The organism is Pengzhenrongella phosphoraccumulans, from assembly GCF_045689905.1.
Taxonomy (GTDB): Bacteria; Actinomycetota; Actinomycetes; order Actinomycetales; family Cellulomonadaceae; genus Pengzhenrongella; species Pengzhenrongella phosphoraccumulans.
The window spans coordinates 2,412,005-2,436,917 of record NZ_CP144210.1; the positions used below are offsets into that span (position 1 = coordinate 2,412,005).

Sequence of the window (24,913 nt, forward strand, 5' to 3'; positions counted from 1 at the left end):
CCGTAAAACCGTCCGCGCGGGCCGATAATTGCATTCTCCTGACGGCGGCTTCCCGTCGGCGCGCATGGTGACCGGTTCGTGACGAGAGGTAGTGCGACATGGCTTTTGTGGAGGCAGGGTGGCAACGCCGTGACGACGACCCCGAGGGTGTCACGAGGTGGTCGGACGGGCACCGGTGGACCGCGCGCATCACCGGGGGTGCGGCAGCCACCGCGCTCGCCGCCGCCAAGCTGTCGATCGCGGGGCAGCGGTACCCGGAGCTCGCAGACCTCAGACGGGTCGAGGCGCTCGAGGAGCGCGTGCGAGAGATCGGGAACTCCGGCGTGGAACCGGGCCTGCAGAGCGCTCCGGCCCCGGTGAACCGGTGGGCGGCCTCCGTGGGTCAGGCTGCCCGCACGACGAACGGTCTCGCGATCGCCTCGTTGATCACGGCGCTGATCGGAGCAGCCCCCCTTGCTGTGATCTTCGGCCACATGGCCAACTCGCAGATCAAGACCTCGGGTGCGGACGGCTCTGGCATGGCGGCGGTGGGTCTGGTCCTGGGCTACGTCGAGCTCGCGTTCCTGCCCGTGATGCTCCTGGTGCAGGCGACGTCCATGTGACGTGTCGGTGCCCTCCGTACAAGGCGCTCGTCTGCCAGGTGCACCCGTGGATCGACTCGGTCGAACCTCGCGTCGCCGACCTCGGCTGGCTGAGTGCGCTGGTCAGCGCGTTGAGGAGGAGTAGGTGACGTGGGGCGCCGGGACGTTCGCCCCCTTGAGCAGGAGCCACAGGCCGATGGCGAGCTCGAAGGGTACGTAGAGCGCGTACAGCGCCAAGCTGGGCTCGAGGTCGCGGTTCCAGACGAGCAGCACGGTGGCGAGCAGGACCGGGACGACCGCCACCAGGCCCCATAGGGAGAGCGGCCGCGGGACGAGCTGCGATCGGAACAGCATCGAGTACCACAAGACGGCGCCGACGCAGAAGAACAACATGTCGATGTCGCCGGCGTGCTGGCTGAATCCCAGGGAAAGCGCGCCCACCGGTCCGAAGGTCGAGGCGGGGTCACCCGCCTGCACGTCCCCGCTGAGCGTGAGCAAGGCGTACAGGCCGAGGGTCTTGACCGAGAGCATCACAGCCTCGGCCATCCACATCCCGAACGCGACGAGCGCGACGGCCCGGTTCTGATCTCGCAGGACGACGTAGAGGAGCGACGTCATCGCGATGATGCCGATGCTCGTGAGCAGGAACAGCAGAATGCTGGCCCGCGTCTGGGTGAGATTGTTCGAGATGTTGTCCATCACCTCGAAGATGCTCCCGCTCAGGATCGGCCGGGAGAGCAGCCCGGCAGTGAGGCTGGTGACGAACTGAAAGATGAATGCGGCCCCGAGGTATCGGGGGTAAAGAGCGTTCGATTCCGCCGACATGGCCCTCATCTCCTCAACAGATCGCCGATCCGCCCAAGCCGTCCCCTCTCTGACCCTCGCCGAGGGCGGAGGCAACCGGGTAGGGCCCTTGGACCTCCGTCCCAGCGGACAGGTCCGACGCACCTGTCTTGGATCGGTAGTCTCTGCCCCATCCCGCACGTGCCACATGGCATCGCGGCGGGTCTGTGGACGTGGTCTTTCGACACCAAGAGGTGGCTGGCATGGCGATCAAGGTTCTGCCTGACCGTGGCACGCGAGTTCGGCTGACGAGCGGGTCCGCGGCCTGCGTCGCGCCGCCGTCCCGATCGGGGGTCGAGCGATGAGCGTCGCCGTGGTGGCAGTCTTCCTCGGCGTGGCGGTGCTGCTGTTGATCAACTCGAACAAGGTGCAGCTCGGTGTGGCGTTGGTGTGCGTGGTCTTCGGGCTCGTGCTGGGCGCGACGCCTGCGGGCCCCCTGCTCAACACGACCCTCACGAACGTCGGGGATTGGGTGTGGACGCAGGTCACGTCGCTGTGACCACCCACCACCAGGCGCGGTGGTCGACCGGCGATCGGCCGTCGCCGAGCGCTGTGGTGGCGTGAGCCGCCGGGCCGGGGTCCGGCTCGGCAAGGGCTCCCCGCTCCGACTGAATGCTCCGAAGGTGTCGATGTCGACCTTCATCGGGGTGTGGCTGATGGGGCGGGTCGCCGCCGGGGTGGGCTACGTGATTCGGCACCGGGCCCTGACTGGGCTCGTGCTTCTCGTCGTCGTGATGTGGCGGATCCCGTCGGTCCGGGTCGTGGTCGGGGTTCTCGCGCTCGTGGGCGCCGCAGCGTTGGTGGTCTGGCGCGTCCGGTGGCCGGAGGCCTTCGCTCGAGGAGTGCCCCAGCGGGCTCACGGGGCCTGGCGGGCTGCCCGGATCTATCGCAGCCGCTGGTCGGACGCGATGCTCGCCGGTCGGCTCTCGGTCCAGCACGACGGGGCGCACTACCTGCCCCGGCTGGATCGGGTCCGCGTCGCCGGTGACGTCGACCTGGTGAACGTGCGCATGCTGCCCGGGCAGACAGCCGAGCTCTGGACCGCGGCGTCTGACGGCTTGGCCCAGACGTTCGGCGTCGTCGGCTGCCGGGTGCGCACCGTGCCGGGGCGCCCGCACGACCTGATCCTGTGGATGCTGGTCCGCGACCCCTTGGTCGAGGAGGTGGTCCCGTTCGACCTGTCCGACGACGGCGACCTGAGCGCGCTCCCGGTCGCCCTTGGTGAGGACGGCTCGATCTCCCGGCTCCGGCTGCTGGGTGGCCATGTGCTCATCGTCGGTGCGACCGGCTCTGGCAAGGGCTCGGTGATCTGGTCGATCCTGGCTGCGCTCGCTCCGGCCATCGGCTCCGGGCTCGTGCGGGTGGTCGCGCTCGACCCCAAGGGCGGGGTGGAGCTCGCGCTCGGGCGGCAGCTGCTCTCGCGTTTCGTCTACGGCGACCCCGGCTCGGGGTATGCGTACGAAGCCGAGTTCGCCCAGGTCCTGGAGGAGCAGGTCGAGGTCATGCGCCGCCGGCAGCGGGTCCTTCGCGGGGTCGCCCGCCTGCACACCCCCACCAGCGCCGAGCCCCTGATCGTCGTGGTGATCGACGAGCTCGCGAGCCTGACCTCGTACCTCGTCGACAAGGACGCCAAGCGGCGGATCGCGGCCGCACTGGCGCTGCTGCTCTCCCAGGGGCGCGCCGCCGGCGTCTCGGTGATCGGTTCGGTGCAAGACCCTCGGGAGATCGCGGACCTGCGGGACCTGTTCACCACCCGCGTCGGCCTGCGGATGACCGATGCAGCGCAGGTCGCGCTGGTCTTCGGGCCCGGCGCCCACGATCGTGGGGTCCGCTGCGAGCAGATCCCCGAGAACCTCCCCGGCGTCGGCTACGTCGCGCTTGAGGGCGTCCGTGAACCCGTCCGCGTCAGGTTCACCCACGTGCAGGACACCGATCTCGTGCTCCTCGCGGACCGTGCCAACCGCTTCTCCGCGGGGCGACCCCCGCCGCCGAGCTGGACCGTGACGGGCTGATCGCCACTGCACCGCGACCTACGGCGCGAAGGCCAGCCACTCGCGGATGACGGCGGAGAGCTCCTCTCGACGCGCAGCGATCTCGGTGGTCCCCCCGACGAGGAGGCTCGCCCGGATGTCCGAGTGCCAGGTCAGGATGCCCAGGGGGTCACCCGTGAATGCGGTCGCCGCGCCCGCGTGCTCGGCCGTCGTCGTGTCCTGGTGCAGCACGAGCCGAATCGCGCCGGCGCGACCGATGTTGATGGTGGCGCGATCGACGCCGTCGACCACGAAGCTCGGGGAGTTCCACTTGAGGTGCTCGGTCACGTTCGGATGCGAAGCGAGCACGATCGCGCGCAGCGCATCGACCGCCGCGCGCGACTCGGCGCTCTGCGCCTCAAGAAAGTCGTCAACGGTGGTGAACGCGGTCGCCATCGAGCGAGCCTAGTGACGGGCGCCGCAGTCCGGTGGTCGCTCCGGCCGCTCACGCCGGCATTTCGCCACGTCAGCTGACTTCGATCACCTAGGTTGGGGCAGTGCTCATTCGCCGGTTCCGGTCGCCCGGCGCGCCTGTGGCGCGGCACGCGCGCACTCACGGCGAGCACACGGTCCGGCGAGGCCTGGCGCTCGGGCTGACGGCTGTGCTCGCCTTCGGGCTCAGCGCGTCGGGGTTCCTCGCGCTCCGCTTGGACGGCAACGTCGACCGGGTCGACATCACCGACCTTGTGGCCCAAGCATCGCCGAGTGTGACGCGCGAACCGGACCCGACAGACCCCAACCTCGGCGCACCGGTGAACCTTCTCCTGCTCGGCTCCGACCAGCGAGATGGCGCCAATGCGTCCATCGGCGGTGCGAACTCCAGCCTCGCTTCGGACACCGCGATCGTGGCGCACATCTCCGCGGACCGCAGTCGCGTCGAGCTGGTCTCGATTCCTCGCGATTCCATGGTGCGCATCCCGTCGTGCACCGCGACGAACGGGTCGACGTCGAAGCCCCGGTCGAAGGCCATGTTCAACTCGGCTTTCTCGGTCGGGTGGGATCTCGGCGGCGACATGGCCTCCGCCGCCGCCTGCACCATGAGCACCGTTCAAGCCAACACCGGCCTGACGCTCGACCACGTCGCGATCGTCGACATGGTCGGGTTCCAGCACATGGTCGACGCGATCGGTGGCGTCGACCTGTGTATCGCGACCCCCATGGTCGACACGATGACCGGGCTGGATGTCGCTGCGGGGTATCAGCACTTCGACGGAGTCCGGGCGCTGCAGTTCGCCAGGGCTCGGCACGTCGTGGGAACCGATGGTTCGGACCTCACCCGGATCGGCAACCAGCAACGCCTGCTCTCCGCAGTGATGACTGCTGCGCTCGCCAAGAACGACGTGGGCAACGTCCCCGAACTCATCTCGTTCCTGTCCGCGGCGACGAGCTCGATGACGACCGACGCCGGTCTCACGCTCCAGACGATGGCCTCGCTCGCCTTCAACACCCGCAACGTCCGCAGCGGCGACATCACCTTCATGACAATCCCGAACGGTCCCGACCCCGCCGATAAGAACCGAGTCGTTTGGGCAGCCTCGTCCGACGGGATCTGGTCGAACATGGTGCAGGACCTGCCGATCGTCACCCCGGACGTGCCCGCCGTCCCGGCCACCCCGAGCACCACCGGACCCACCACCGCCGGACCCACCACCGCCGGACCCGCCTCCACGCCGGCGCCGACGTCAACCAAGACCGCCGGCCGGGAGCCGTTCACGGGCGCCGACACGACCGCCGTGTGCGAGTGACCGTCCCGCGAGGAGCGGCCGGATCGGTTGCTACGCGGGGTCCTCGATCACGGTCGTGTCGCTGGATCCCGTACCCGGGTCGTCCATGAGGCCCTTGCGTGCCCGGCGCTCGTGCAGCTGCCGTTCGGCTTGCGAGCCGGGCGTCGGCATCCGGCGGATGGCGTAGAACTGTTGACCCATCGCCCAGACGTTCGTCGTGGTCCAGTACAGCAGGACGCCGATCGGGAACTGGATGCCAGAGAAGGCAAACACGAGTGGCAGGACGTACAGCAGCACCTTCTGCTGCTGGGCTGCCGGGCCCTGGAGCGCGGACGCCGGCATGTTCTTCATGGTGAGCTGACGCTGGGTCAAGAACGTGGTCGCCGACATCGCCACGATGAGCGCGATCGTCACGATGCGGATGGCTGTCGGGTCGCCGTAGGACGCCGCGGTCATGAAGGTCGAGGAGAGCGGGGCCCCGAAGATCGTCGACTGCTCGGCCTGAGCCGCAACGAGCGGGGTGAGCGGGCCGATGGGCGCCTGGGTGCCGGCGGCGATGTTGTCGAGTGAGCTGAGCACCCGGAACAGCGCGAAGAAGATCGGCGACTGCGCGAGCAACGGCAGGCAGGAGGAGAACGGGTTGGTCCCGTGCTTCTTGTACAGGTCCATCGTTTCGCGGCTCATCGCCTCGCGAGAAGCCGGGTCGCTCTTACCCTTGTACTTCTTCTGGATCGCCTGCATCTCGGGTGCCAGCATCTGCATGCCGCGCGACGCCCGGATCTGCTTGAAGAACAGCGGGATCAGCAGGACGCGGATGACGATCACGAGCACCAGGATCGACAGGCCCCAGGCCAGGCCGGAGGCGGGGTTGAGCCCGACCCAGGTCAGCCCCGTGTGGGCCAGATACATGATCCAGGCGACTACCCATTCGATCGGGTAAAGAATCTTGAACAAGTCCATCGTGACGGTCCCTCTGGTCAGGCAGGCGGCACAGGCGCCCGCGAATGCTCGCGTGTGTGGGGGTGGGCGATGTTCATCAGCCCGGACGTTCGCCGTGACCTCATGGACCAGGTCATCGCTGCTCGACGCCGCCGGTGGGGCCGGCGTGGTCGTTCAGGGGGGCGGCGGCACGTTCTGCAAAGGCAGCCACCGCGTCGGTGGCGCGCCCGTCGGAATTCACGACGGAGCGGGGCTCACTTCACCCGCGTCCGCAGGGACCTAGGCCTGCGGAGGGGAGACGCCACGCGGCGTGCGCGGTGTGAACGGCAGGCACGCAATCGGGGAGGCCGACGGCCGCACGCGGACGCTTAACGCTGACCAACTCTGTGCGGTGGCGGCTTCACCCGCGAGCCTGCTGGTCGTTACCACGACCAGGGCGATCCCTACCGCGATCAGGAGCCAGGCGAAGTTGGTGGACGGGCCTTGTTCAAACCCGAAGGCTCCCGTTGCCGTAGCGACGGCCCCGGCGGCAAGAAGAAGGCGCGTAGATCTCCACCCCTGGAGGCCAGCGCTTCGTCCCATCCATGCACTGTACGCGGCCCGACCCGACCGTTCCTGCCGTCATGGGGCGGATTCGCGCGGCGGTGGTTCGGGCCGTCGGCCGGCGTTCGGGACCAGTGCGTACATGTACATGTCGCGGCGCCGGTCACCCACGGTTTGCCAGCTGCGCAGCAGTCCTTCGCGCTGGTACCCGACGCTCTCGGCCGTGCGCCAAGACGCCTCGTTCCACGGCTCGACGTACAGCTCGAGGCGGTGCACGCCCGGCAAGGTGAAACCCCAGTGGGAGATCGCCTGCAAGGCGTGCCGTGCAACTCCGCGGCCACGGTGGCGAGCGGCGACCCAGTAGCCGATGCTCACCCGTCCGCTCTCGATCGCGGAGAGCCACAGTCCGATCTGCCCCAGCGCCTCGTCGGTGGTCGCGTCCGCGACCGCGAAGGAGTAGCCGTCGCCGTCGGGCACGCGGGCATGCTGGCGATCGACGAACGCCTGGGCCGCCTCGGTGTCCGGCGTCGTGGGCACCGACGTGATCAGCGGAATCAGTGCGTCTGTCGACGCTTCCTGAATCATTGCCAGATCGCGGACTGTGAAGTCACGCAGCACAACAGGTCCGCTCTCAAGTCGCGGGAGGTGCTCGGGCATCGACACCTGGCCAGTCTGGCACCGCTCCGGCGGGGTTTCGGAGGCAATTTGTGATCGTGGGGGACGTGCGTGGGAATCAATGAAGTTGACGGGGGACAGTGCGGTGCCGTGCAATGAGTTTTCGTGTTGCTGGTTGCATCTGGTTGCATCTGTGGCGTCTCGACACGGACTTGCCCGGAGGAAGCGTCTCACCGTGCTGAGGGTCTCTCGGGGTCGCACGCAGAGCCAGCTTCTGCAGAAGACCGATCGAGTGGGTGCAGTTTCCGCATGAAGAATGTGACCGCGTCAGAAATTCGCAGGTCGATCGTTAATGGTTCGCGCCGTGAAGTGAGTGACATGGTCGTGCCCGCCGACCTCGAAGCCCTGGACTGGGAGGGTCTCGAATTTCTTGGTTGGCGTGATACCAAGGCGCCCCTTCGCGGGTACATCGTCTACCTCCTCGACGATGAGTTGGTCGGCATCATTCTGCGGGCCGCGGAGACCGCATCCTCACGGCGCAAGAGTGCAATGTGCCAGTTGTGCAGGGTGCCGCGCCCCAGCGATGAGGTGACTCTGTTCACCGCACGGCGGGCAGGCCACGCTGGCCGTGAGATGAACACGGTGGGTACGTATATCTGCGCCGATCTGACTTGCTCGGATCACGCCCGTGTCGTTCCGGCTCGTACGCCGCTTCGCCCCGATCCGCACCTCGTCATGGAGCAACACGTTGCCGGGCTGAACAACCGGACCAGGGCGTTCCTCGCGAGCGTGCTTCAAACGGTTCCGGCGTCGCCGTCGGCCTGTGCCACGTAAGGCGGGGTTGGGCGACCTGCACCCCTGAGAACCGCACTTGCAATAAGGGCGACCGCCGAGCCTCTGCGCTGGCAGGCTGCCCGCCATGGACACGTACCTGCAGACCGAACGTGTGACGCTGCGCCGCTTCCGCATCGACGACGCCGACCTGTTGACCGAGCTCGACAGCGATCCCGCGGTCATGCGCTACCTGTCCGGTGGCGAGCCGACCGCGCCGGAGTTCGTCCGAGAACTCGTCCTGCCGAGCATCCTCGCCGGCTACGACCGGTGGGCGGGCACCCGCGGGCTCTTCGCGGCGTACGAAAACGCGGGCGGCGCGTTCGTTGGATGGTTCTGCCTGCGTCCCGAGCGGGAGGGGCCGCTGGACGAGGTCGAGCTCGGGTACCGGCTGCGGCAGGCTGCATGGGGCCGCGGCTACGCCACGGAGGTGTCCGCGGCCTTGCTCACGATGGCGTTCACCGACCTCGACGTGCGCGTGGTGTGGGGCGCGACGATGGCGCTGAACCTCGCGTCGCAGCACGTGATGGAGAAGGTCGGGATGGCGGTCACGCAGGAACTGGCGACGCCCGAGGACATGATGGCGGTCGAGGGAGCTGAGCTCGGCGGCTACCGGTACGAGATCACCAAGGAGCAGTGGGAGCGGCGGCAGGCGCTTCACCCCTGAGCGCCACTCAGGTCGCGGATGACCCGGCACTTCGCGACAAAGGAACCGCAACCACGCCCGTCCGCGCGCCCCAACCCGGACATGACGAAGGGCCCGTCACCTGCATCGCAGCAGGTCACGGGCCCTTATCAACGCGGAGGATGGGGGATTCGAACCCCCGAGGGCTTTCACCCAACACGCTTTCCAAGCGTGCGCCATAGGCCACTAGGCGAATCCTCCCGGCCGGTCGAGGGTACAGGCTCGCGGCGGGACTTTGCACACCGCCCAGCGCGAGCAGCCGAGCATCGCGGTCACGAGGGGCTGGTCAGCTCGCGCCAGGCCCGTCCTTTTGCTGAATCGGCAACAGGAGTTGCCGCGGGCCCGGTCGATACCGCACAGTTCTGTCGGAGGTGGTCACCGTGACGGCTGCGGAGCACACGACGGACCCGCTCGGCGGGCAGCACGACCAAAAAGGGGACCACGCGAACCACGCGAACGCCCACGGTGAGGACGACTGGGACCGCGGCGCGCGCGCCGCGCACTCGGGCGAGACCGTCGTGGACGCCGAGTTCTGGGACGCCATGTACCGCTCGAGGACCGCGGCGTGGAGCGGCCGGCCGAACCCGCAGCTGGTCACCGAGGCGGCCGACCTCGTGCCGGGCAGCGCGCTGGAGGTGGGCTGCGGTGAGGGGGCCGACGCCGTCTGGCTCGCGCAGCGCGGCTGGCGGGTCACCGCGGTCGACATCTCGATGACCGCGTTGGGTCGCGCCCAGGATCACGCGGCTCAGGCGGGCCCGGACGTGGCGGGCCGGATCACGTGGCTCCAGGCGGACCTGGTCGGGGGATCGGCGCCGGACCTCGGCTCCTACGACCTCGTGACGGCGCAGTTCATGCACCTGCCCTCCGCGCAGCGCGTGGCCCTGCACGCACGGCTGGCCGCGGCGGTGGCGCCGGGCGGGACCCTGCTCGTCGTCGGCCACCACCCGAGCGACGCCCACGCGGGCGTCGGGAGGTGGTCGGACTCCGACCTGGGATTCACCGCCGCGCAGGTGGCGGACGTGCTGGACCCCTCGCTGTGGGACGTGGTGGCCGACGAGTCCCGTGGCCGCACGGTCGCCACTGCCGACGGCGACGACCACACCGTGCACGACGTCGTCCTGGTCGCGCGGCGCCTGGCCGGGCCTGGCTGGCAGTCCGGCGACGCGGTGCGCTGATCCGTCAGGCCGAGCGCGCGGACAGGGCCTTCACGAACGAGACCATCGCGGCCAGGATGCCGATCACGCTGCCGACGATCCCGACGCCCAGCAGGATGCGCGCGACGAGGGTCCAGTCGAACGTGCTCCCGCCGAAGTCGAACGGGAACACCAGCCAGATCTGCGCCATCGCCACCAGACCGACCGAGAGCGTGAGGACGTCGCCGAGCGCACGCAACCAGGGCGGATCCCGCAGGATGTACACCACGTTCGCGGCGAGGTTGACGATGATCGAGGCGTTGACCAGCCCGATCACCAGCTCGGTGTCGCTCGTGAGGAACGGCAGCGCATCCCAGCCCGGCCACACATCGGCCGCATAGAGCAGCACCGCGTTGATCCCGACCGACACGGTGTAGCCCAGACGACGGGCGGCAATGGTCGGGCGCGTGGGTGCAGTTGCTGTCATCTGGACCTCCCCGGTTTGGACCTCACCTCCCACGCTAGGCGGCCGCGGAGCCAGGTCTCAGGAGCACAAAGTCCCCCACACCCCTGGTGGCTTCGCGCGACGCAGGGGATTCGCGCGTGGGAACGCCCACCGCGCGGCCCAGGGTGCGCCACGATGGCCGGTGTGTCGCGGCACGCGAGCCGCGACCTCGTCGAGAGGACCCGCCCGCGATGACCACGACTCAGACGGGGCCGGCCACCGTCCGCCTCCGGACCCCGCGCCGGGACTGGCTGCCGCTTCTTCTCGCGGGTGTCCTCTGGCTTGCGCTGGCCGCCTGGTCCGGAATCTTCCTCGAACCTGTTGGCCCGGTGGCCGGGCTGCCCGTCTTCCAGCTCGTGCTCGGCGGCCTGCTCACCGCCGAGGCGGCCCTGCTGAGCACGTTCGGCGTCGATCTGACGCCTGAGGCCGCGATCGTGCGCAGCTTCCGTCGGCAGACCATCGCGTGGTCCGACCTGCAGGGGGTCGTGAGCACGCAGCGGTTCGGCGGCGCCTGGGTGATCCAGCTCGTCCCCGCCCAGGGCCGACCGATCACGCTCCGCGCAGGAACGTCGTGGTACGGGTTCGGGGTAGCCACCCATGTGCGGCAGTTCCACCACGTCGGCCAGTGGTGGCTCGCGCACCGCGGACCGGGCTGGCGACCCGCGAGCTAGGAGGTCGCCTCGGCCGCGAGCCGCGCGTCGAGCGCGGCGAGGTCCGCCACGAACCACACCTGGCGTCCGCGGTTGGACTCCCGGATGAAGTCCTGCAGCGCGGCGCTCGCCCGCCCGGGCACCTGGCCGACGACGACGACCCGCAGCCGGTAGTTGACCAGCGTCTGCAGGACCTCTCCGGCCACCCCGGTGCTGAGGTCGAAGAACCGCGGGTCGAGGCGATCCACCCCGATCACGACCAGCTCGGCGCGCGCCCCGAACGCGTCGCCGATCAGCTGCTCGCAATCACCCCTGCTCGCCAGCGGCTTCCCGGGAGCGCACTCCAGCACCCGCACGCCGTGCCGAAAGCCCATCTGATCGAGCACGATGGCGATCTGGGCGATCTCCTCGCGCCCGACCTGGCAGCAGCCGCCGATCAGCCGAGCCCCGAGGTCCACCCACGACTCGACGACGTCGGGGGAGAACCGTGGCGAGCCGACCCAGCGGCGCTCCGCGGCGAGCCACGTGCCGCCCGAGTTCGGGTACACGACCACGGGCTTGCCCGAGGCCTGTGCGGCGACCCGGACCGCGGCCGCGGCGCCGGCCGGGTCCGTGCAGTTCAGGCCGACCGCGATCACCGCGTCGACGTCGGCGGCCATGGCGAAGACGTCCGCGGCGTCCTCGCCGAGGCGGGTCCGTACCGAGCCGTCCGGGGCGGTGACGGTGGTCAGGGAGAGCCACGCGGGCACGCCGACGTCGGCCACCTCGAGCAGGAGCGCCTCCGCCTCGGCCGCGGCGGGGATCGTCTCGAGGGCCAGCAGGTCGGGGGAGGCCGCGAGCAGCGCCTCGATCCGGGGGCGGTGGAAGGCGCGCAGCTCCGCGACGGTGAGCCCGCCCTGCGGCCGGCCGGACCAGCCGGGGGCCGCGTACGCCCCGGTGTACTCCTGGCCGCCCGCGAGCACGGCGCCGTAGGGCCCGACCGACGCGGCGACCCATGCCTCGTCGGCGAGCCCGCAGCGCTGCGCCGCCGTCCGGGCCAGCTCGACCGACCGGCGCATCAGTGCCGCGGCCTCGTCCGGGCCGATGCCGTGCGCGGCGAAGCCCTCGAACGAGGTCTGGTAGCTCGCGGTGATCGCCACGCGCGCGCCGGCCTCGAAGTACGCGGCGTGCGCGCCGACGATCGCCTCGGGGTCGTCGCGCAGCAGCCGCGCGGACCACAGGGCGCCCGACAGGTCGGCACCGGCCCGCTCGAGCTCGTTCGACAGCCCGCCGTCGATCGGCACGGGTCCGCGCGCGATCGCCTGGGCCAGATCCATCCTCATGGAGGCGAAGTCTGCCGTACGACCGCAACCCAGCCCGGGGCTACTCCGCGTTCTGCCAGCGGTGCACGGTCCCGTCGGCGAGCACGAGCAGGCCCGTCGTGCCGTGCAGCGTGGGCAGCCAGTCGATGGCGCCCGCGCCGCGCGCAACCACGGCCGTGGCCCACACGTCCGCCCACATCAGCGACGGTCCGATGACGGTCGCGGAGACCACCTCGGTCACGGCGGCGCCGGTGTGCGGGTCGAAGATGTGCGCGCCCCGCGCGGCCAGGCCCGAGGTGGCGATGCCGCCGTCGTGCACGGGAACGGTGGCGATGGCGGCGCCGCGGTCGTTCGGGTCCTGGATGCCGATGATCCACGGGTCCGGCTCGTCGCCGGGTGTCACGAGGATGTCGCCGCCGGCGCCCACGGCCAGCGCGAGCGCGGGCACCTGCTCGAAGTGCCGCGCGGCGCGGGCCACGGCCCAGCTCTTGACCAGCACCGTCGGGTCGAACCGGCCGGGGTGGCCGGGCACGGCCCACGCGTCGACATAGCCGTCGGTGCGCTCGCGGGCGACCTCGCACAGGCGGTGCACCTCGCGCACGGCCGGGTCGCACTGCTCGAGGGTGAGCTCGCCGCGGCCCAGCCGGCTGATCTCGGAGTCGTCCTTGTAGGTGCTGAAGATCCGGTCCACCTCGCGCAGGTCGGCAAAGAGCTTCGCGGCGGCCTCGGCGGCCTCCGATCCCCGGGCCCCGGCGCCACGCACGTGCACGCTGATCGGCATGCCCATGATCTGCTCGACCCAGGCCCGATGGCGGTCGTGGTCGGCCCCGGCGGGCTCGATGACTCCCGCGCCGCCGGACGCCGTCACGGCGGTCACAGCTTCGCCTGGTCGAGCGCGCTCTGCAGCGACTGGAGATAGCCGGTGCTCGTGTACGTCGCCCCGGAGACCATCGCGATCTTCGCGGACTTCGCGGCGGTCGCCGACTGGTTGAGGACCGGCACGGCGTAGTTGCTGATCTGGCGGCTCTGGCCGTCGTTGCTCGGGAACGCGATCGCCTGGACGGCCGAGACCGCGCCGCCGCTGACGGTGATGCGCACCTGGACGTTGCCGTAGCGGGTCGAGGCGACGGCGCCGTCGTAGGTGACCGGAGCCGCTGCCGCTGCCGCGGCCGCCGCGTTGGCCGCTGCGGTCGCGGCCGCTGCGGCATCGGCAGCGGCCTTGGCGGCTGCGGCATCGGCAGCGGCGGTGGCCGCGCCGGCGTCAGCTGAGGCCTTGGCGGCGGCGGCGTCCGATGCTGCCGTGGCTGCTGCGGCGTCGGCGGAGGCCTTGGCGGCTGCCGCGTCCGCCGTGGCGGTCCCGCTCGAGGCGGCCGCCGACGTACCGGCCGCCGCGCCGATGGCGTTGGCGGACGCGATCCGGTTGAGGCTCGTGGGGAAGGAGAACAGGAGCACCAGACCCGTCAGGGTGGTGCCGATGGCGATGAGGATGCGGCGCATGGGTCGCGGCCTACCAATCAAATCGTTCGATGTGGAGCGAGTCGTCCGGAACTCCGGCGGCGCGCAGATCAGCGGTGACGGCATCCATCCACGGCCCGGTGCCGCACAGGTACACGTCGCAGTCGGCCAGGTCGGGGACGAGCAGCTTGATGGCCTTCGGGCCGGGCACGTGGCCCAGGTGCTGGGGGAGCCAGGACGTTCCGACCCGGGATCGCGGCCCGACGAGGTCGAGGAGCTTGACCCCGCCGCTGGCGACCAGGCGGTCGATGTCGGCCTGGAGCGGCTGGTTGTCGGCGCTGCTCGCCCGGCGGACGAATGTGGCCGGCCGGTACTTCGTCTTGCCGCTCGAGACGGCGTCCTGCAGGAGGGCGATCAGCGGGGTGATGCCCAGGCCGGAGCCGATGACGACCAGGCCGCGCTTGGTGGCCATGTCGGGGGTGAGCCGGCCGTAGGGGCCCTCGACCATGACCTTGGTGCCGGGTTTGATGGCCGCGAGCCGGGCGCCGTCGTCCCCGCGGACCGACAGGGTGATCCGCAGCGAGCCGGAGTTCGGGGCCGCCGAGAGCGACAGCGGGTGGCCGCGGGTCCAGCCGGCCCCGGTGCGGAACCGCCACACGAAGAACTGGCCGGCGGACACGGCCATCCGGGCCAGGCGCGGGCCGGTGACATAGAGGGAGATGACGCCGGGGGCCTCGGTCACGATGTGGCTGACCTTGAGCTGCTGCGCCAGCGTGGTGCGCAGCGGGGCCGCGACGCGGAAGATCAGGACGGCGGCGAGCGCGACGCCGTACAGGCCCCACCAGTACGCCGTGGCCATGGGGGAGGCGAGGAAGTCCTTGCCCGTCCACAGCTGGTGCGGCAGGGCGAGCCCGGCGCCGAGGTAGGCGTACAGGTGCAACAGGTGCCAGGACTCGTACTTCACGCGGCGTCGGGCGGCCTTGATGGACGTGGCGGCGATGAGCACGAAGAGTGCGGTGCCCGCGGTGGCGAGCAGCATGCCGGGCGCGGTCGTCACGAGCGACCACAGCTGGGCGAGGAAGCCGGTGCGAGCCAGGGACGCGTAGCCGATCGTGGTCGCGACGAGGTGCGCGAGCATGAGGTTCACGGACGTGAACCCGAGCAGCCGGTGCCAGCGGGTGATCTTGTCCTGGCCCAGGGACCGTTCGGCCCACGGGATGCGGGCCATCGCGAGCACCTGGAGCAGCAGCATGTTCGAGCTGACCAGCCCGAGCAGGCGACCGAAGGACGTCATGGCGGAGCCGAAGCCGCCCAGGAGATCCTGGACGGCTCCGTTGGAGATCCACAGAGCGACGACCACCAAGGTGGTCGCCCAGACGAATGCGCCGACGCCGTCGGCCCACCAGCGTCGTCGCACCGGTGCCCGCAAGCGGGTGATCCGGGCTCTGCCTACGGCTGCGACCGGGCGGTTGAGTGTCTTCGTGGGGGCCATGGCAGTAACTCTGGCGGCGGTGCCTGGGGTGACCCTGGCTGTTTCCTGTGCGTCGGCTTTGCATGCCGCGAGCGCGTCCGGTGCCCCCGGTGGCTGCGTTAGGGTTGGGGGGACCCCTCGTGCGGCGTCATCTCGCTGAACTCCCCCAGGGCCGGAAGGCAGCAAGGGTATGTGAGCTCTGACGGGTGTGCGGGGGGTCCTTTTCTTGCCCTCGTTCTTGCCCCCGGCCGGGTTCATGGCGGATCGCGCTAGCTGGTCGGCGGTGGCGGCGTGCGCATCGCGAGGCGCGTGAGCGACTGCGCCACCCCGGCCTCGCGCTTGAGCCGGCGCACCAACCGGTCGAGCGCGGCGGCGTCGGGCACGACGGCGTGCACCAGGTAGTCGTACGCGCCGGTCAGGTGCACCGCGTCGAGGATCTCGGGGAAGGCACCCGAGGCGCGGGACGCGGCGAAGTGCTCGTAGGTGACCTCGGGCTGCAGTCGCACGTCGATGAACACCTCGAGACCAGGGCGGATCCCGGGGTCCGCCAGGTCGCCGCCCGGACCCGTGAGGATCGTGAACCCGCGGATCCGGCCGGACTCCTGCAGGCGGCGTACCCGCGCGGCGGCCGCGTTCGCGGACAGGCCGACCCGCGCGCCGAGCTCGCGGAACGGCAACCGCGCATCTGCGGTCAGCTCACGGAGGATCTCGCTGTCGATCGGGTCCACGCCGCGATCATCGCACCGATGGCGGTGGTTCACGCGGGAGTTGCCCCCGCGGGATGCCCGGGACCGCGACAGTGACCGGGTGCCCACCTTCCGAACCCCGCTCGCTCGTGCTCGTGCTCGTGTTCGAGCCTGAGCTCGTGCCGGGCGCTGCGCTGCTCAGCGGGCTGGCGGCGGGCCTCGCCGTCGCGATGCCGCTCGGGGCGATCGGGGTGCTGCTGCTGCACGAGGGGATGACGCGCGGCGGGCGGTCCGCCGCCGCCGGGGCGGCCGGGGTCGCGGTGATCGACACCGCCTACGCGACGCTCGCGGTGCTCGGCGGGGCCGGGGTCTCGAGCGCGCTCGGGGGCCACGAGGTGGTGGTGCGTGCGGTCGGTGCCGCGGTGCTCGGAGCGGTGGCAGTCGCGGGGATCGTCCGCACGCTGCGCGCGGCGCCGGTCGGCGTCGGGCCGGGGGAGGCGCTCGGGGCGGCGCGGCCCGCGGCGACGTTCGTCCGCTTCGTCGCCCTCACCGCGGTCAACCCGCTGACGGCGCTCGCCTTCGTCGCGCTCGCGGCCGGCCTCGCGTCCCGGTGGCCGACGGCGACCGGTGCCGTCGCCTTCGTCGTCGGCGTCGGGCTCGCGTCCCTGACCTGGCAGCTCGCGCTCGCCGGGGCGGGGGGGCTGCTCGGCAGATGGGCGCGTGCCGGCGCGCGCCGGGGGGTAGGTGCGGGTGCGGGCGTGCAACGGGCGCTCGGGCTGCTCGGGTTCGGACTGGTCGCGCTCCTCGCGGGCATGCTCGCGGTCGGGTAGCGCCGGGCGCCGTCACCCCCTGGGCTGGTGGGCTCTCCCCCCAGGGGCCCGGTGGTGCGGGGAGCCCCCGGGCCCGGGGCCCGATGTGCCGGCACACTGACCTGGCCGACGCTGGAGGCATGATCCCGCGCACCTCGTCCGCTGACCGCCCGTTGAACCCCACGACCGTGCCGCGCCTGTGCGCGCGCGGCCTCGTCAAGCACTTCGGGCCGACGACGGCGCTCGCGGGCGTGGATGTCGACCTCGCCGACGGTGAGTCGATCGCCGTGATGGGGCCCTCGGGGTCCGGCAAGTCGACGCTGCTGCACTGCCTGGCCGGCATCCTGCCGCCCGATGCCGGCAGCGTGACGCTCCGCGGACGTGACGTGACCTCGCTCAGCGAGCGCGAACGGTCGCTGCTGCGCCGCGAGCACTTCGGGTTCGTGTTCCAGTTCGGTCAACTGCTCGCCGAGCTCCCGGCGGTCGAGAACGTCGCCCTGCCCGTGATGCTGCTCGGCGCCTCCCGGCGCGAGGCGACTGCGCTGGCCCGTCGGTGGCTCGCCTCGCTCGGCCTCGAAGGCATGGAGGAGCGGCGACCCGGTGAGATGTCCGGCGGCCAGGCGCAGCGGGTCGCCGTCGCGCGTGCCCTCATCACCGGGCCGGACGTGGTGTTCGCGGACGAGCCGACCGGTTCGCTCGACCAGGCCACCGGCCACGACGTGATGCGCATCCTGACGGAGACCACACGGATGGCGGGTGCCTCGCTCGTCGTCGTCACGCATGACGCCGAGGTCGCCGCCTGGTGCGACCGCCGGGTCGAGGTCCGGGACGGCTTCATCGTGGGCGCGGGCTCCCGATGATCGCCGTGCGCGCCCTGGCCCCGTGGTTGCGCCGGGCCGGCGGCCGCGACCAACGGCTCACGACCGCCCTCGCCGTGACGGCCTTCGCCGTGTCGACCGCGCTCACCCTCAGCGTCATCGGCGGGCTGCTCGGCTTCCTGGGCCGCGCCGAGCACCCGACGACGGCGTACCTACGCACCATGGGCCCGGACTACGTGATCTTCGCGTGGGCCGCCCTGATCCTGCTGGTCGTGCCGCTCGTGACCCTCGGCGGCGGGGCCGCCCGGCTGGGGGTCGCGCGGCGCGACGCCCGGCTGGCCACGCTGCGGCTGCTCGGGGTCACCCCGCGGGAGGTCGTCGTGCTCACCGTGCTCGAGACGTCCTGGCAGGGGCTGCTCGGAGCCGTAGCGGGCGCGCTCGGGTACGTGGCGCTGCTGCCGGTGTGGACCCGCATCACGTTCCAGGCGGACCCGTTCACCGTCGGCGAGCTCTGGGTCGGCTGGCCGATCCTGCTGGCTTCGCTGGTCGCCGTCCCGCTCCTCGCCGCGGTGAGCGGTGCGGTGTCGCTGCGGCGCGTCGTCGTCTCCCCGCTCGGGGTCGCGAACCGGGCCACGCCGGGTCGGCTCAAGGCCGTCCGACTGGTCGTCGCCCTGGTGGCGCTCGGTGTGTTCATGGTCGTCAGCACGTTCCTGTCCGCCTTCGGTCCGGCGGCGATCGCCTTCTTCCTGGGGTGCTTCGCGGTCGCCTTCGCCGCGATGAACGTGGTCGGGCCGTGGGTGCTCGGGCTGCTCGGCCGCCTCGCGCTGCGCGGGGCGTCGACGCCCGCGCGGATGCTGGCGGCGCGTCGGCTGATCGACGATCCCCGCGCGGCGTGGCGGGTCGTCGGCGGGCTCGGGCTCGCGGGGTTCGTGGCCGGCTCGCTCTCGATCATCCCGACGTTCGCGGCGTCCGATCCGCAGGGCGACCCCGACATCGTGCTGCTGGTCGCCGACCTGTCCCGCGGCGCGGTGCTGACCCTGGTGATCACCTTCGTGGTGGCCGCGGCGTCGGCCGGGATCGCGCAGGCGGCCTCGGTGCTCGACCGACGGCGCGAGTACGCGCTGGCCCACCTCGCGGGGGTGCCCGTCGAGCTCTTCGACGCGGTGCGGCGGCGCGAGGTGATCGGGCCGATGCTCGTGGTGTCGGTGGGATCCGCGGTCGCCGCCGTCCTGATATTCTTCCCGCTGCTCGGCGCGGCGGTGCTGCAGTCACCGGGCGGCCTGCTGCTGCTCGTCGGGTGCCTGGTGGGCGGGGCGGCCCTGGTCTTCGCAGCGACCGAGACGTCGCGCCCGTTGCTGCGTGAGGTGCTGGCCGAGACGGTGGTTCGCGCAGGCTGACCCGGAGCACCTGCGGTGTCGGGGTCGACGCCTAGAATCCGTCACGTGACTACTGCTCTGTACCGCCGCTACCGGCCCGAGAACTTCGCGGAGGTGATCGGGCAGGAGCACGTCACTGAGCCGCTCATGCAGGCGCTGCGCACGGGCCGCATCAACCACGCGTATCTGTTCAGCGGCCCGCGGGGCTGCGGCAAGACGACGTCGGCCCGGATCCTGGCGCGCTGCCTGAACTGCGCCGAGGGCCCGACGGACGTGCCGTGTGGCGTGTGCGCGTCGTGCCGCGAGCTCGCGCGCGGCGGCCCGGGGTCGCTCGACGTCGTCGAGATCGACGCGGCGAGCCACGGCGGCGTCGACGACGCCCGCGACCTGCGCGAGCGGGCGACCTTCGCGCCGGCGCGTGACCGGTTCAAGATCTTCATCCTCGACGAGGCCCACATGGTCACGCCGCAGGGGTTCAACGCGCTGCTCAAGATCGTCGAGGAGCCGCCCGAGCACGTGATGTTCATCTTCGCCACGACGGAACCCGACAAGGTGATCGGGACCATCCGCTCGCGCACGCACCACTACCCGTTCCGGCTCGTGCCGCCGGACATCCTCACCGGCTACCTCGAGCAGCTGTGCACCGCCGAGGGCGCGCACGTCGGCGCCGGGGTCCTGCCCCTGGTCGTGCGCGCGGGCGCCGGGTCGGTGCGCGACTCGCTGTCGGTACTCGACCAGCTGGTCGCCGGCGCGGACGAGGCCGGGATCGACTACGAGCGCGCGGTGGCCCTGCTCGGGTACACCCACGCGGCCCTGCTCGACGACGTCGTCGGCGCGATCTCCGCGCACGACGGCGGCAGCGCGTTCCGGGTGGTCGATCGCGTGATCTCGACCGGGCACGAGCCCCGCCGGTTCGTCGAGGACCTGCTCGAACGGCTGCGGGACCTCATCGTCATCGCCGCGTCCGGGGACGCGGCCCGGGCCGCGCTGCGGGACGTGCCGGCCGACCAGTTCGCGCTCATGCGCGCGCAGGCGGACCACCTCGGCGCCGCCGAGCTGTCGCGGGCGGCCGACCTCGTCAACGCGGCGCTCAGCGAGATGACCGGCGCGACCTCGCCCCGGCTGCACCTTGAGCTGCTGATCGCCCGACTGCTCCTGCCCGCGGCCGACGACGCCGCCGCCGGCTACGCCGCCCGCCTCGACCGCCTCGAGCGCGCCGAGCGCACTGCTCCCGCTGCTTCTGTGTCCGCTTCTGTGTCCGCCCCCGCGCCGGTGGTCGCCCCGCCAGTGCGGGAATCGGTCCAGGTGGCGCCGGCGTCCGACCCGGTCCCGACGCGGGCCACCGCGCCGACGCAGACCACCGCGCCGACGCAGACCACCGCGCCGACGCAGACCATGACGCCAACGCCGCCTCACGTCGCGGCGCCTAGTCACGAGCAGGTCCACGAGCCCGCTCGCACCACCACGCCCGCACCGGTCGCGGACGTCAACGGGCCGGCGGTGCACACGAACGAGCCCGTGTCGCGCGCACCCGAGCCTGCACGCGCCGTTCGGGCGGCCACCCCCGCGTCGCCGGCTGTCGGCGGGATGGAGACCGAGGTGCTGCGGCGGCGGTGGGCCGAGGTCCTGGCCACGCTCAACCGGCTGCGCAAGGCGACCTGGGCGCTCGTGAGCCAGAACGCGCAGGTGGGCGAGCTGACGTCGACGACCCTCAAGCTCACGTTCACGGTGCCCGGGCTGGCGACCGCCTTCCGGTCCGGCGTGCACGCCGAGATGGTGCAGCGCGCGGTGCGCGAGACGCTCGGCTTCGACGTCCGCGTCGAGGGCGTGCTCGCCGAGACCGCTGCCGGTTCGCCCGCGGGATCGACGTCGTCGGCAGGCCCGGCGACGGTCGACCCGACGCCCGGGAGGCGCACGGATGCTGCGCAAGTGGCCGACCGCGCTCGCGCGGAGGCGTCGTGGTCGGACGTCGAACCGCCCGAGGATCTCGAGCATGTCGAGCCCCCGCGCGACGAGCACCGGGCCAGCAGTGCGCGCGAGGCCGGGGCACACGCGCACGCGGAGGCGATCCGCGCGGCCGCGGCGGCGCCGGCCGCCGTCGAGGACTCCCCGCAGCCCGACGACGAGGACATCTCGACCTCGCACCTCACCGGCCCGCGTCTGGTCGCGCAGATGCTCGGCGGCACGGTGATCGACGAGCAGGTCGGCGACGGCTTCTGACCTGAACGCGGCGGACCCGACGCGCCTGATCCGCAGAGTCTTTCGAGGCGTCGGGGGCTGGGCGCGTGGGTCCGGTCCCGTAGGCTGATGGGGTGTACGAGGGAGCGGTTCAGGACTTGATCGACGAGCTCGGGCGGTTGCCCGGCGTCGGTCCCAAGAGTGCGCAACGCATCGCGTTCCACCTGCTCTCGGCCGACCCCACGGACGTACGCCGGCTGGTCGACGCGCTGACCGAGGTCAAGGCCCGGGTGCGGTTCTGCGACATCTGCGGCAACGTCACGCAGGAGGAGACCTGCCGCATCTGCCGCGACCCGCGCCGCTCCGCCAACGTGATCTGCGTCGTCGAGGAGCCCAAGGACGTCGTCGCGGTCGAGCGCACACGCGAGTTCCGCGGCCGGTACCACGTGCTCGGCGGCGCCATCAACCCGATCGCGGGCGTCGGCCCGGACGATCTGCGGATCAAGGAGCTGCTCACGCGGCTCGCTAACGGCGAGGTCACCGAGGTCATCCTCGCGACCGACCCGAACGTCGAGGGTGAAGCAACCTCGACCTACCTGGCACGCATGCTCGTGCCGCTCGGCCTGACGGTCAGCCGTCTCGCCTCGGGCCTGCCGGTCGGCGGGGACCTGGAATATGCGGACGAGGTCACCCTCGGCCGCGCCTTCGAAGGGAGGCGACGGATCAATGCCTGACGTCCCGGCGCACGCGAGCGGCGCAACATCCACCAGCACCAGCGAGCCCGGCACGCCGGGCGCAGTTGATCCGGCGGTGGCCGCCGAGGCCGCCGACCTGCTCTCCGTCGCCCGGGCCATGGCCGAGGAGAGCCGCGGCTTCCTGTCCACGATCACCGAGGTGGCCTCCGGCGCGAACCCTGACGCCGGGATCCCGCTCCTCCTCCTGGCCGTGTCCGACCTTCTGGCGGCCGGCGCGCGCCTGGGCGCGATGCTCGACGTCGTCCCGCCCGAGCGTTTCGAGCCGGACATCGGTCCTGAGCCCGACGTCGATGCGCTGCGGATCGCGCTCGCGAACGTGCTCGACGGCCTGGACGAGTACGCCAATGTCGTCGACCCGCTGCTGGGCGACGAGGTGGAGACGTGCGCGCTGTCCGGCGACCTGGTCTCGATTGTGGGCGCTGTCGCGCAGGGGCTGCAGCACTACGAAGAGGGCCAGGTCCTGGAGTCGCTGTGGTGGTGGCAGTTCTCCTACCTGTCCGGCTGGGGCGAGCGCGCCTCGAGCGTCCTGCGCGTGCTGCAGGTGCTGCTCGGTCACCTACGCCTCGATGTGGACGATGACGTCGCCGCCGAAGCGGAGTACGACGCGCTCCAGGCCTAGCCGGCCGAGCCTGCGCTCGGTCCCGCGCCGGCCCGCGGGCCGACTGAGCCGTCGCTCACGCCCGCAGCCGGTGCAGGTGCCGACGCACGGCGCCCGGGCCAGAGGCGTTGACGATCACCGCCAGGATCGCGATCGGTATCCCGATCACGATCGGGCCGACGTCCGCACCGTCGCCGGTCGCGAGGACAAGTCCGATGAGTGCCGGGGCGTCGGCCATGCCTATGCCCATGAACGCGGCCGTACCGACGGCTCCTGCCAGATCAGTGGGGTTGGTGCGCGCAATCCTGGAGATCCCGAAGCTCGTGATCCATCGAGAACCGAACCAGGAACCGAGGCCGAGTGCGACTCCGACCAGCACGCCCGGCATACCGATGGAGCTGTGGGGGCTGAGGACTGTCACCCCGAGAATCAGGATCAACCCGAGCGAGCCGCAGAACGCGAAAGTGATTCGCGTGAACTTGGCGATGACCTGTTCGTCGGACAACGGGGGCGTGGACGACGGGGGCGTGGACGACGCGGTGGCAGTCATGGGGGGACCCTATTCAGCCTGGCGCGCGGCAGTCCGGCGAACGACAGCCGCTCGTGGTTGGGGCTTCACGAAGTTGTGAGGTCCGCAGTGTGTCAGGTCAACTGCGCAGCCCCGTGGCGCGTCGGGTCAGCGGCGGATGACGGTGCCGTGGCGGTCGGTGAATTGCCAGCCGGCCGGTGTCCAGGTGATCTCGATGCCGTGGTCGTGGGTGTGGTCGTGGTGGTGCCAGCACAACAACACACCCGTGGTGGCATCGGTGTCACCGTGGTCACGGAACCATTGGATGGAGTGGTGGCATTCACACATGCGCGGCGGCGCGGTGCAACCGGGGTATTGACAATGTTTGTCCCGGGCGATGATCGCGCGGCGTAATTGGCCGGTGAAGGTGCGTTTGGCGCGGCCGATATTGATGAGCTGTGAGTCCGGGCTGAACATGAACCGGCTGATCTCCGCATCACACAACAGTCGGTCCAGCACGACGCGCGGGACCAGCTGCCCGTCCTCGAACACTGCCGGGCGCAGTACCTGCGGGACCAGGGGTGAGCCGCTGCCCGCTGCCGGGTCATGCGCCGCGGGGTTGAGCACCGCGGGGTTCAGTAGTCCTTGGTCGAGCAGTCCGCCTGGTGCGGGTGGCGGGAACAGCAGGGCCGGGTCCACCTGGTCGCAGTCGGTGGGGTGCAGGGACGGGTCGAGCAGGTGGGTCACTCCGGCGCGGGTGGTCATGGCGATCAGGGTCGGGTAGTCCACCAGCACGCTGATGTGCGGTCGTACCGAGGAGCCTTTGCCGGTCAGGCCCTGGTCCAACGTGAGTCGGGCCAGGTCCGACAGGGCACCCGCGCGCCGCTGCGACGCGGTGCGGTCATCCCCGGCGGCCGGGACGCCTTGCACGGCTTGCAACGCGACCAGGAGCCCTTGGCCGTGCTCGGTGGTGAGGAACCCGGACAGGTGGCACCCCCCGGTGGTGGCGGACACGTCGAAGAACTCCCGCTCGGTGGCGCCGGTGTACCCGCGCTCGTCCGCTTCCGGGTCCGCGGCCGCGGCCCACCGGCGGGCGAGCATGCGCAGCGTGTCGGCGCTGACCTGCGCGGCCTGGTCCAGCAGGAACCGTTCCCCCACCGGCGCGTCCGGGTCCGCCAATACCTGACGGCGCACCTCGCTGGTCGCGGCGGCGGTGGTCAGGATCTCGGCCTGCTCCACGCTCACTCGCCCCTCACCCCCGGTGACCACCGCCGCGGCAGTCAACGGCAGCTCATCGCGCAACGCGTGAGCCAGGCGAGTCATCCGCTTGGCCTTCGCATAGGTCAGGTGCGCACGCCGCGCCAACCAGGTCGGGAACGTGCGCGCACCGCTGGCGTTCCACGGCACCTCGCACTCGACCACGGGCAGCGCGCGGGTGGCGATGGCCTGCATCCGGTCCGACAGCTCAAACACCACGTCGAACAACTCCAACGCGCCCGCCCCGTCCAGATCCCGCGGTTCCACCTCGGCTAACGCGTCCACCTGCGCGCGGATCACCGCCGCTCGATCCGCCAACGACAACGAGGCTGGCCGCGTGGGCGTGGGCGTGGGTGGCTGCGACGGCGCGCGCTCGTCCTCTTCAAAGGTCATCTCACACCCCCCGTCGCCGCTCGTCGGGAATACTCCTGCTGCCTCAGAACCGGTGAACTCTCACCATTTCCGATGCAACCCACACTAACCGGGGGCACTGACATTCCCCGCCGCGTCGTCGGGCAGGAGGTGTGGACAAAGAAAAGCACACCGAAATCTGTGGATTCGCATTCGCGGGGACGACCTGGGGGTGGTTCATTGATTGCCACTAGAGCCCTACGTTGAGCCT

At 71.2% G+C, this 24,913-nt stretch carries 26 protein-coding genes, 1 tRNA gene and 1 other RNA gene; 15 read left to right on the top strand and 13 right to left on the bottom strand.

Features of this window, described 5'->3' with window-relative positions; genetic code table 11:
- The first annotated feature begins 98 nt into the window (after positions 1–98).
- Entirely contained in the window at positions 99–602 is a 504-nt protein-coding gene (locus VTA80_RS11095) for a DUF4190 domain-containing protein (protein ID WP_407345561.1), read from the top strand.
- Positions 603–704: 102 nt separating this feature from the next.
- Here VTA80_RS11095 and VTA80_RS11100 read toward each other — a convergent pair whose 3' ends face one another.
- The gene (locus VTA80_RS11100) at positions 705–1,406 is read right to left on the bottom strand and encodes a DUF4386 domain-containing protein (RefSeq protein ID WP_407345562.1); all 702 of its coding nucleotides are present in this window, start codon (positions 1,404–1,406) and stop codon (positions 705–707) included.
- Between the two features lie 319 nt (positions 1,407–1,725).
- On the opposite strand from VTA80_RS11100, the gene VTA80_RS11105 reads away from it, so the two are divergent.
- Complete coding sequence (locus VTA80_RS11105) at positions 1,726–1,923, top strand: hypothetical protein (RefSeq protein WP_407345563.1); 198 nt, start codon at positions 1,726–1,728, stop codon at positions 1,921–1,923.
- Positions 1,924–1,984: 61 nt separating this feature from the next.
- Positions 1,985–3,436: an FtsK/SpoIIIE domain-containing protein gene (locus VTA80_RS11110; protein ID WP_407345564.1), complete on the top strand. Its 1,452-nt coding sequence runs from the start codon at positions 1,985–1,987 to the stop codon at positions 3,434–3,436.
- Between the two features lie 18 nt (positions 3,437–3,454).
- Here the strand turns inward: VTA80_RS11110 and VTA80_RS11115 are convergent, their stop codons facing one another.
- On the bottom strand, positions 3,455–3,850 hold the full coding sequence (locus tag VTA80_RS11115; RefSeq protein ID WP_407345565.1) for a DUF1801 domain-containing protein: 396 nt from the start codon (positions 3,848–3,850) through the stop codon (positions 3,455–3,457).
- Positions 3,851–3,951: 101 nt separating this feature from the next.
- On the opposite strand from VTA80_RS11115, the gene VTA80_RS11120 reads away from it, so the two are divergent.
- Positions 3,952–5,199 carry an LCP family protein gene (locus VTA80_RS11120; RefSeq protein ID WP_407345566.1) on the top strand — a complete coding sequence of 416 codons (1,248 nt, stop codon included), beginning with the start codon at positions 3,952–3,954 and terminating at the stop codon, positions 5,197–5,199.
- A gap of 30 nt (positions 5,200–5,229) precedes the next feature.
- Here VTA80_RS11120 and yidC read toward each other — a convergent pair whose 3' ends face one another.
- Positions 5,230–6,138, bottom strand: coding sequence for a membrane protein insertase YidC (gene yidC / locus VTA80_RS11125; RefSeq protein ID WP_407345567.1), 909 nt, complete (start codon positions 6,136–6,138; stop codon positions 5,230–5,232).
- Between the two features lie 600 nt (positions 6,139–6,738).
- Positions 6,739–7,317, bottom strand: coding sequence for a GNAT family N-acetyltransferase (locus VTA80_RS11130; RefSeq protein ID WP_407345750.1), 579 nt, complete (start codon positions 7,315–7,317; stop codon positions 6,739–6,741).
- 267 nt (positions 7,318–7,584) lie between these two features.
- Between VTA80_RS11130 and VTA80_RS11135 the strand changes: the two genes are divergently transcribed.
- Both VTA80_RS11135 and VTA80_RS11140 read left to right on the top strand, forming a co-directional pair.
- Complete coding sequence (locus tag VTA80_RS11135; protein WP_407345568.1) at positions 7,585–8,109, top strand: FBP domain-containing protein; 525 nt, start codon at positions 7,585–7,587, stop codon at positions 8,107–8,109.
- 85 nt (positions 8,110–8,194) lie between these two features.
- Positions 8,195–8,773, top strand: coding sequence for a GNAT family N-acetyltransferase (locus VTA80_RS11140; RefSeq protein WP_407345569.1), 579 nt, complete (start codon positions 8,195–8,197; stop codon positions 8,771–8,773).
- Positions 8,774–8,907: 134 nt separating this feature from the next.
- On the opposite strand, the gene VTA80_RS11145 is transcribed toward VTA80_RS11140, so the two are convergent.
- Positions 8,908–8,992: transfer RNA gene (locus VTA80_RS11145), tRNA-Ser, on the bottom strand.
- 179 nt (positions 8,993–9,171) lie between these two features.
- Here VTA80_RS11145 and VTA80_RS11150 point away from each other — a divergent pair.
- Positions 9,172–9,966, top strand: coding sequence for a class I SAM-dependent methyltransferase (locus VTA80_RS11150; RefSeq protein WP_407345570.1), 795 nt, complete (start codon positions 9,172–9,174; stop codon positions 9,964–9,966).
- A 4-nt stretch (positions 9,967–9,970) separates the two neighbouring features.
- Here VTA80_RS11150 and VTA80_RS11155 read toward each other — a convergent pair whose 3' ends face one another.
- Positions 9,971–10,411: a hypothetical protein gene (locus VTA80_RS11155; RefSeq protein WP_407345571.1), complete on the bottom strand. Its 441-nt coding sequence runs from the start codon at positions 10,409–10,411 to the stop codon at positions 9,971–9,973.
- Between the two features lie 209 nt (positions 10,412–10,620).
- Here VTA80_RS11155 and VTA80_RS11160 point away from each other — a divergent pair, with 209 nt between their 5' ends.
- Positions 10,621–11,100, top strand: a complete 480-nt coding sequence (locus VTA80_RS11160) for a hypothetical protein (protein ID WP_407345572.1) — start codon at positions 10,621–10,623, stop codon at positions 11,098–11,100.
- Here the strand turns inward: VTA80_RS11160 and mmuM are convergent.
- The 4 genes from mmuM to VTA80_RS11180 are packed head-to-tail and all read right to left on the bottom strand — an operon-like array spanning position 11,097 to position 15,327.
- Positions 11,097–12,401: a homocysteine S-methyltransferase gene (gene mmuM, locus VTA80_RS11165; protein ID WP_407345573.1), complete on the bottom strand. Its 1,305-nt coding sequence runs from the start codon at positions 12,399–12,401 to the stop codon at positions 11,097–11,099. The genes VTA80_RS11160 and mmuM overlap by 4 nt on opposite strands.
- 40 nt (positions 12,402–12,441) lie before the next feature.
- A complete protein-coding gene (locus VTA80_RS11170; protein ID WP_407345574.1) occupies positions 12,442–13,257 on the bottom strand; it encodes an FAD:protein FMN transferase in 816 nt (271 codons plus the stop codon).
- The gene (locus VTA80_RS11175) at positions 13,254–13,877 is read right to left on the bottom strand and encodes an FMN-binding protein (protein ID WP_407345575.1); all 624 of its coding nucleotides are present in this window, start codon (positions 13,875–13,877) and stop codon (positions 13,254–13,256) included. Before VTA80_RS11175 ends, VTA80_RS11170 begins: the two co-directional genes overlap by 4 nt.
- 10 nt (positions 13,878–13,887) lie before the next feature.
- Entirely contained in the window at positions 13,888–15,327 is a 1,440-nt protein-coding gene (locus tag VTA80_RS11180) for a ferric reductase-like transmembrane domain-containing protein (RefSeq protein WP_407345576.1), read from the bottom strand.
- Positions 15,328–15,435: 108 nt separating this feature from the next.
- Between VTA80_RS11180 and ffs the strand changes: the two genes are divergently transcribed.
- An RNA gene (gene ffs / locus VTA80_RS11185) (signal recognition particle sRNA small type) lies at positions 15,436–15,532 on the top strand.
- A 43-nt stretch (positions 15,533–15,575) separates the two neighbouring features.
- Here the strand turns inward: ffs and VTA80_RS11190 are convergent.
- A complete protein-coding gene (locus tag VTA80_RS11190) occupies positions 15,576–16,034 on the bottom strand; it encodes an Lrp/AsnC family transcriptional regulator (RefSeq protein ID WP_407345577.1) in 459 nt (152 codons plus the stop codon).
- Positions 16,035–16,087: 53 nt separating this feature from the next.
- On the opposite strand from VTA80_RS11190, the gene VTA80_RS11195 reads away from it, so the two are divergent.
- The 6 genes from VTA80_RS11195 (at position 16,088) to VTA80_RS11220 (ending at position 22,547) form a co-directional block, all read left to right on the top strand.
- Positions 16,088–16,822, top strand: coding sequence for a LysE family transporter (locus VTA80_RS11195; protein WP_407345578.1), 735 nt, complete (start codon positions 16,088–16,090; stop codon positions 16,820–16,822).
- Positions 16,823–16,941: 119 nt separating this feature from the next.
- On the top strand, positions 16,942–17,661 hold the full coding sequence (locus VTA80_RS11200) for an ABC transporter ATP-binding protein (protein WP_407345579.1): 720 nt from the start codon (positions 16,942–16,944) through the stop codon (positions 17,659–17,661).
- On the top strand, positions 17,658–19,016 hold the full coding sequence (locus VTA80_RS11205; RefSeq protein ID WP_407345580.1) for an FtsX-like permease family protein: 1,359 nt from the start codon (positions 17,658–17,660) through the stop codon (positions 19,014–19,016). The genes VTA80_RS11200 and VTA80_RS11205 overlap by 4 nt, the downstream gene beginning before the upstream one ends.
- Before the next feature lie 45 nt (positions 19,017–19,061).
- On the top strand, positions 19,062–21,215 hold the full coding sequence (locus tag VTA80_RS11210) for a DNA polymerase III subunit gamma and tau (protein WP_407345581.1): 2,154 nt from the start codon (positions 19,062–19,064) through the stop codon (positions 21,213–21,215).
- Positions 21,216–21,307: 92 nt separating this feature from the next.
- Positions 21,308–21,907 carry a recombination mediator RecR gene (gene recR / locus VTA80_RS11215; protein ID WP_407345582.1) on the top strand — a complete coding sequence of 200 codons (600 nt, stop codon included), beginning with the start codon at positions 21,308–21,310 and terminating at the stop codon, positions 21,905–21,907.
- Positions 21,900–22,547: a DUF5063 domain-containing protein gene (locus tag VTA80_RS11220; protein ID WP_407345583.1), complete on the top strand. Its 648-nt coding sequence runs from the start codon at positions 21,900–21,902 to the stop codon at positions 22,545–22,547. The genes recR and VTA80_RS11220 overlap by 8 nt, the downstream gene beginning before the upstream one ends.
- Positions 22,548–22,602: 55 nt before the next feature.
- On the opposite strand, the gene VTA80_RS11225 is transcribed toward VTA80_RS11220, so the two are convergent.
- Together VTA80_RS11225 and VTA80_RS11230 are read right to left on the bottom strand one after the other, a co-directional pair.
- On the bottom strand, positions 22,603–23,076 hold the full coding sequence (locus VTA80_RS11225; RefSeq protein ID WP_407345584.1) for a hypothetical protein: 474 nt from the start codon (positions 23,074–23,076) through the stop codon (positions 22,603–22,605).
- A 126-nt stretch (positions 23,077–23,202) separates the two neighbouring features.
- On the bottom strand, positions 23,203–24,684 hold the full coding sequence (locus tag VTA80_RS11230; protein WP_407345585.1) for a DUF222 domain-containing protein: 1,482 nt from the start codon (positions 24,682–24,684) through the stop codon (positions 23,203–23,205).
- Positions 24,685–24,913: the final 229 nt, after the last annotated feature.

What these genes read in the sequence shown, in the direction of transcription:
- VTA80_RS11095 (WP_407345561.1), top strand. Translation starts at nt 99, where the DNA reads ATGGCTTTTGTGGAGGCAGGGTGGCAACGCCGTGACGACGACCCCGAG.
- VTA80_RS11100 (WP_407345562.1), bottom strand. Translation starts at nt 1,406, where the DNA reads ATGTCGGCGGAATCGAACGCTCTTTACCCCCGATACCTCGGGGCCGCA.
- VTA80_RS11105 (WP_407345563.1), top strand. Translation starts at nt 1,726, where the DNA reads ATGAGCGTCGCCGTGGTGGCAGTCTTCCTCGGCGTGGCGGTGCTGCTG.
- VTA80_RS11115 (WP_407345565.1), bottom strand. Translation starts at nt 3,850, where the DNA reads ATGGCGACCGCGTTCACCACCGTTGACGACTTTCTTGAGGCGCAGAGC.
- yidC (WP_407345567.1), bottom strand. Translation starts at nt 6,138, where the DNA reads ATGGACTTGTTCAAGATTCTTTACCCGATCGAATGGGTAGTCGCCTGG.
- VTA80_RS11130 (WP_407345750.1), bottom strand. Translation starts at nt 7,317, where the DNA reads ATGCCCGAGCACCTCCCGCGACTTGAGAGCGGACCTGTTGTGCTGCGT.
- VTA80_RS11135 (WP_407345568.1), top strand. Translation starts at nt 7,585, where the DNA reads ATGAAGAATGTGACCGCGTCAGAAATTCGCAGGTCGATCGTTAATGGT.
- VTA80_RS11140 (WP_407345569.1), top strand. Translation starts at nt 8,195, where the DNA reads ATGGACACGTACCTGCAGACCGAACGTGTGACGCTGCGCCGCTTCCGC.
- VTA80_RS11155 (WP_407345571.1), bottom strand. Translation starts at nt 10,411, where the DNA reads ATGACAGCAACTGCACCCACGCGCCCGACCATTGCCGCCCGTCGTCTG.
- VTA80_RS11160 (WP_407345572.1), top strand. Translation starts at nt 10,621, where the DNA reads ATGACCACGACTCAGACGGGGCCGGCCACCGTCCGCCTCCGGACCCCG.
- mmuM (WP_407345573.1), bottom strand. Translation starts at nt 12,401, where the DNA reads ATGAGGATGGATCTGGCCCAGGCGATCGCGCGCGGACCCGTGCCGATC.
- VTA80_RS11175 (WP_407345575.1), bottom strand. Translation starts at nt 13,877, where the DNA reads ATGCGCCGCATCCTCATCGCCATCGGCACCACCCTGACGGGTCTGGTG.
- VTA80_RS11180 (WP_407345576.1), bottom strand. Translation starts at nt 15,327, where the DNA reads ATGGCCCCCACGAAGACACTCAACCGCCCGGTCGCAGCCGTAGGCAGA.
- VTA80_RS11195 (WP_407345578.1), top strand. Translation starts at nt 16,088, where the DNA reads ATGCCCGGGACCGCGACAGTGACCGGGTGCCCACCTTCCGAACCCCGC.
- VTA80_RS11200 (WP_407345579.1), top strand. Translation starts at nt 16,942, where the DNA reads ATGATCCCGCGCACCTCGTCCGCTGACCGCCCGTTGAACCCCACGACC.
- VTA80_RS11205 (WP_407345580.1), top strand. Translation starts at nt 17,658, where the DNA reads ATGATCGCCGTGCGCGCCCTGGCCCCGTGGTTGCGCCGGGCCGGCGGC.
- VTA80_RS11220 (WP_407345583.1), top strand. Translation starts at nt 21,900, where the DNA reads ATGCCTGACGTCCCGGCGCACGCGAGCGGCGCAACATCCACCAGCACC.
- VTA80_RS11225 (WP_407345584.1), bottom strand. Translation starts at nt 23,076, where the DNA reads ATGACTGCCACCGCGTCGTCCACGCCCCCGTCGTCCACGCCCCCGTTG.
- VTA80_RS11230 (WP_407345585.1), bottom strand. Translation starts at nt 24,684, where the DNA reads ATGACCTTTGAAGAGGACGAGCGCGCGCCGTCGCAGCCACCCACGCCC.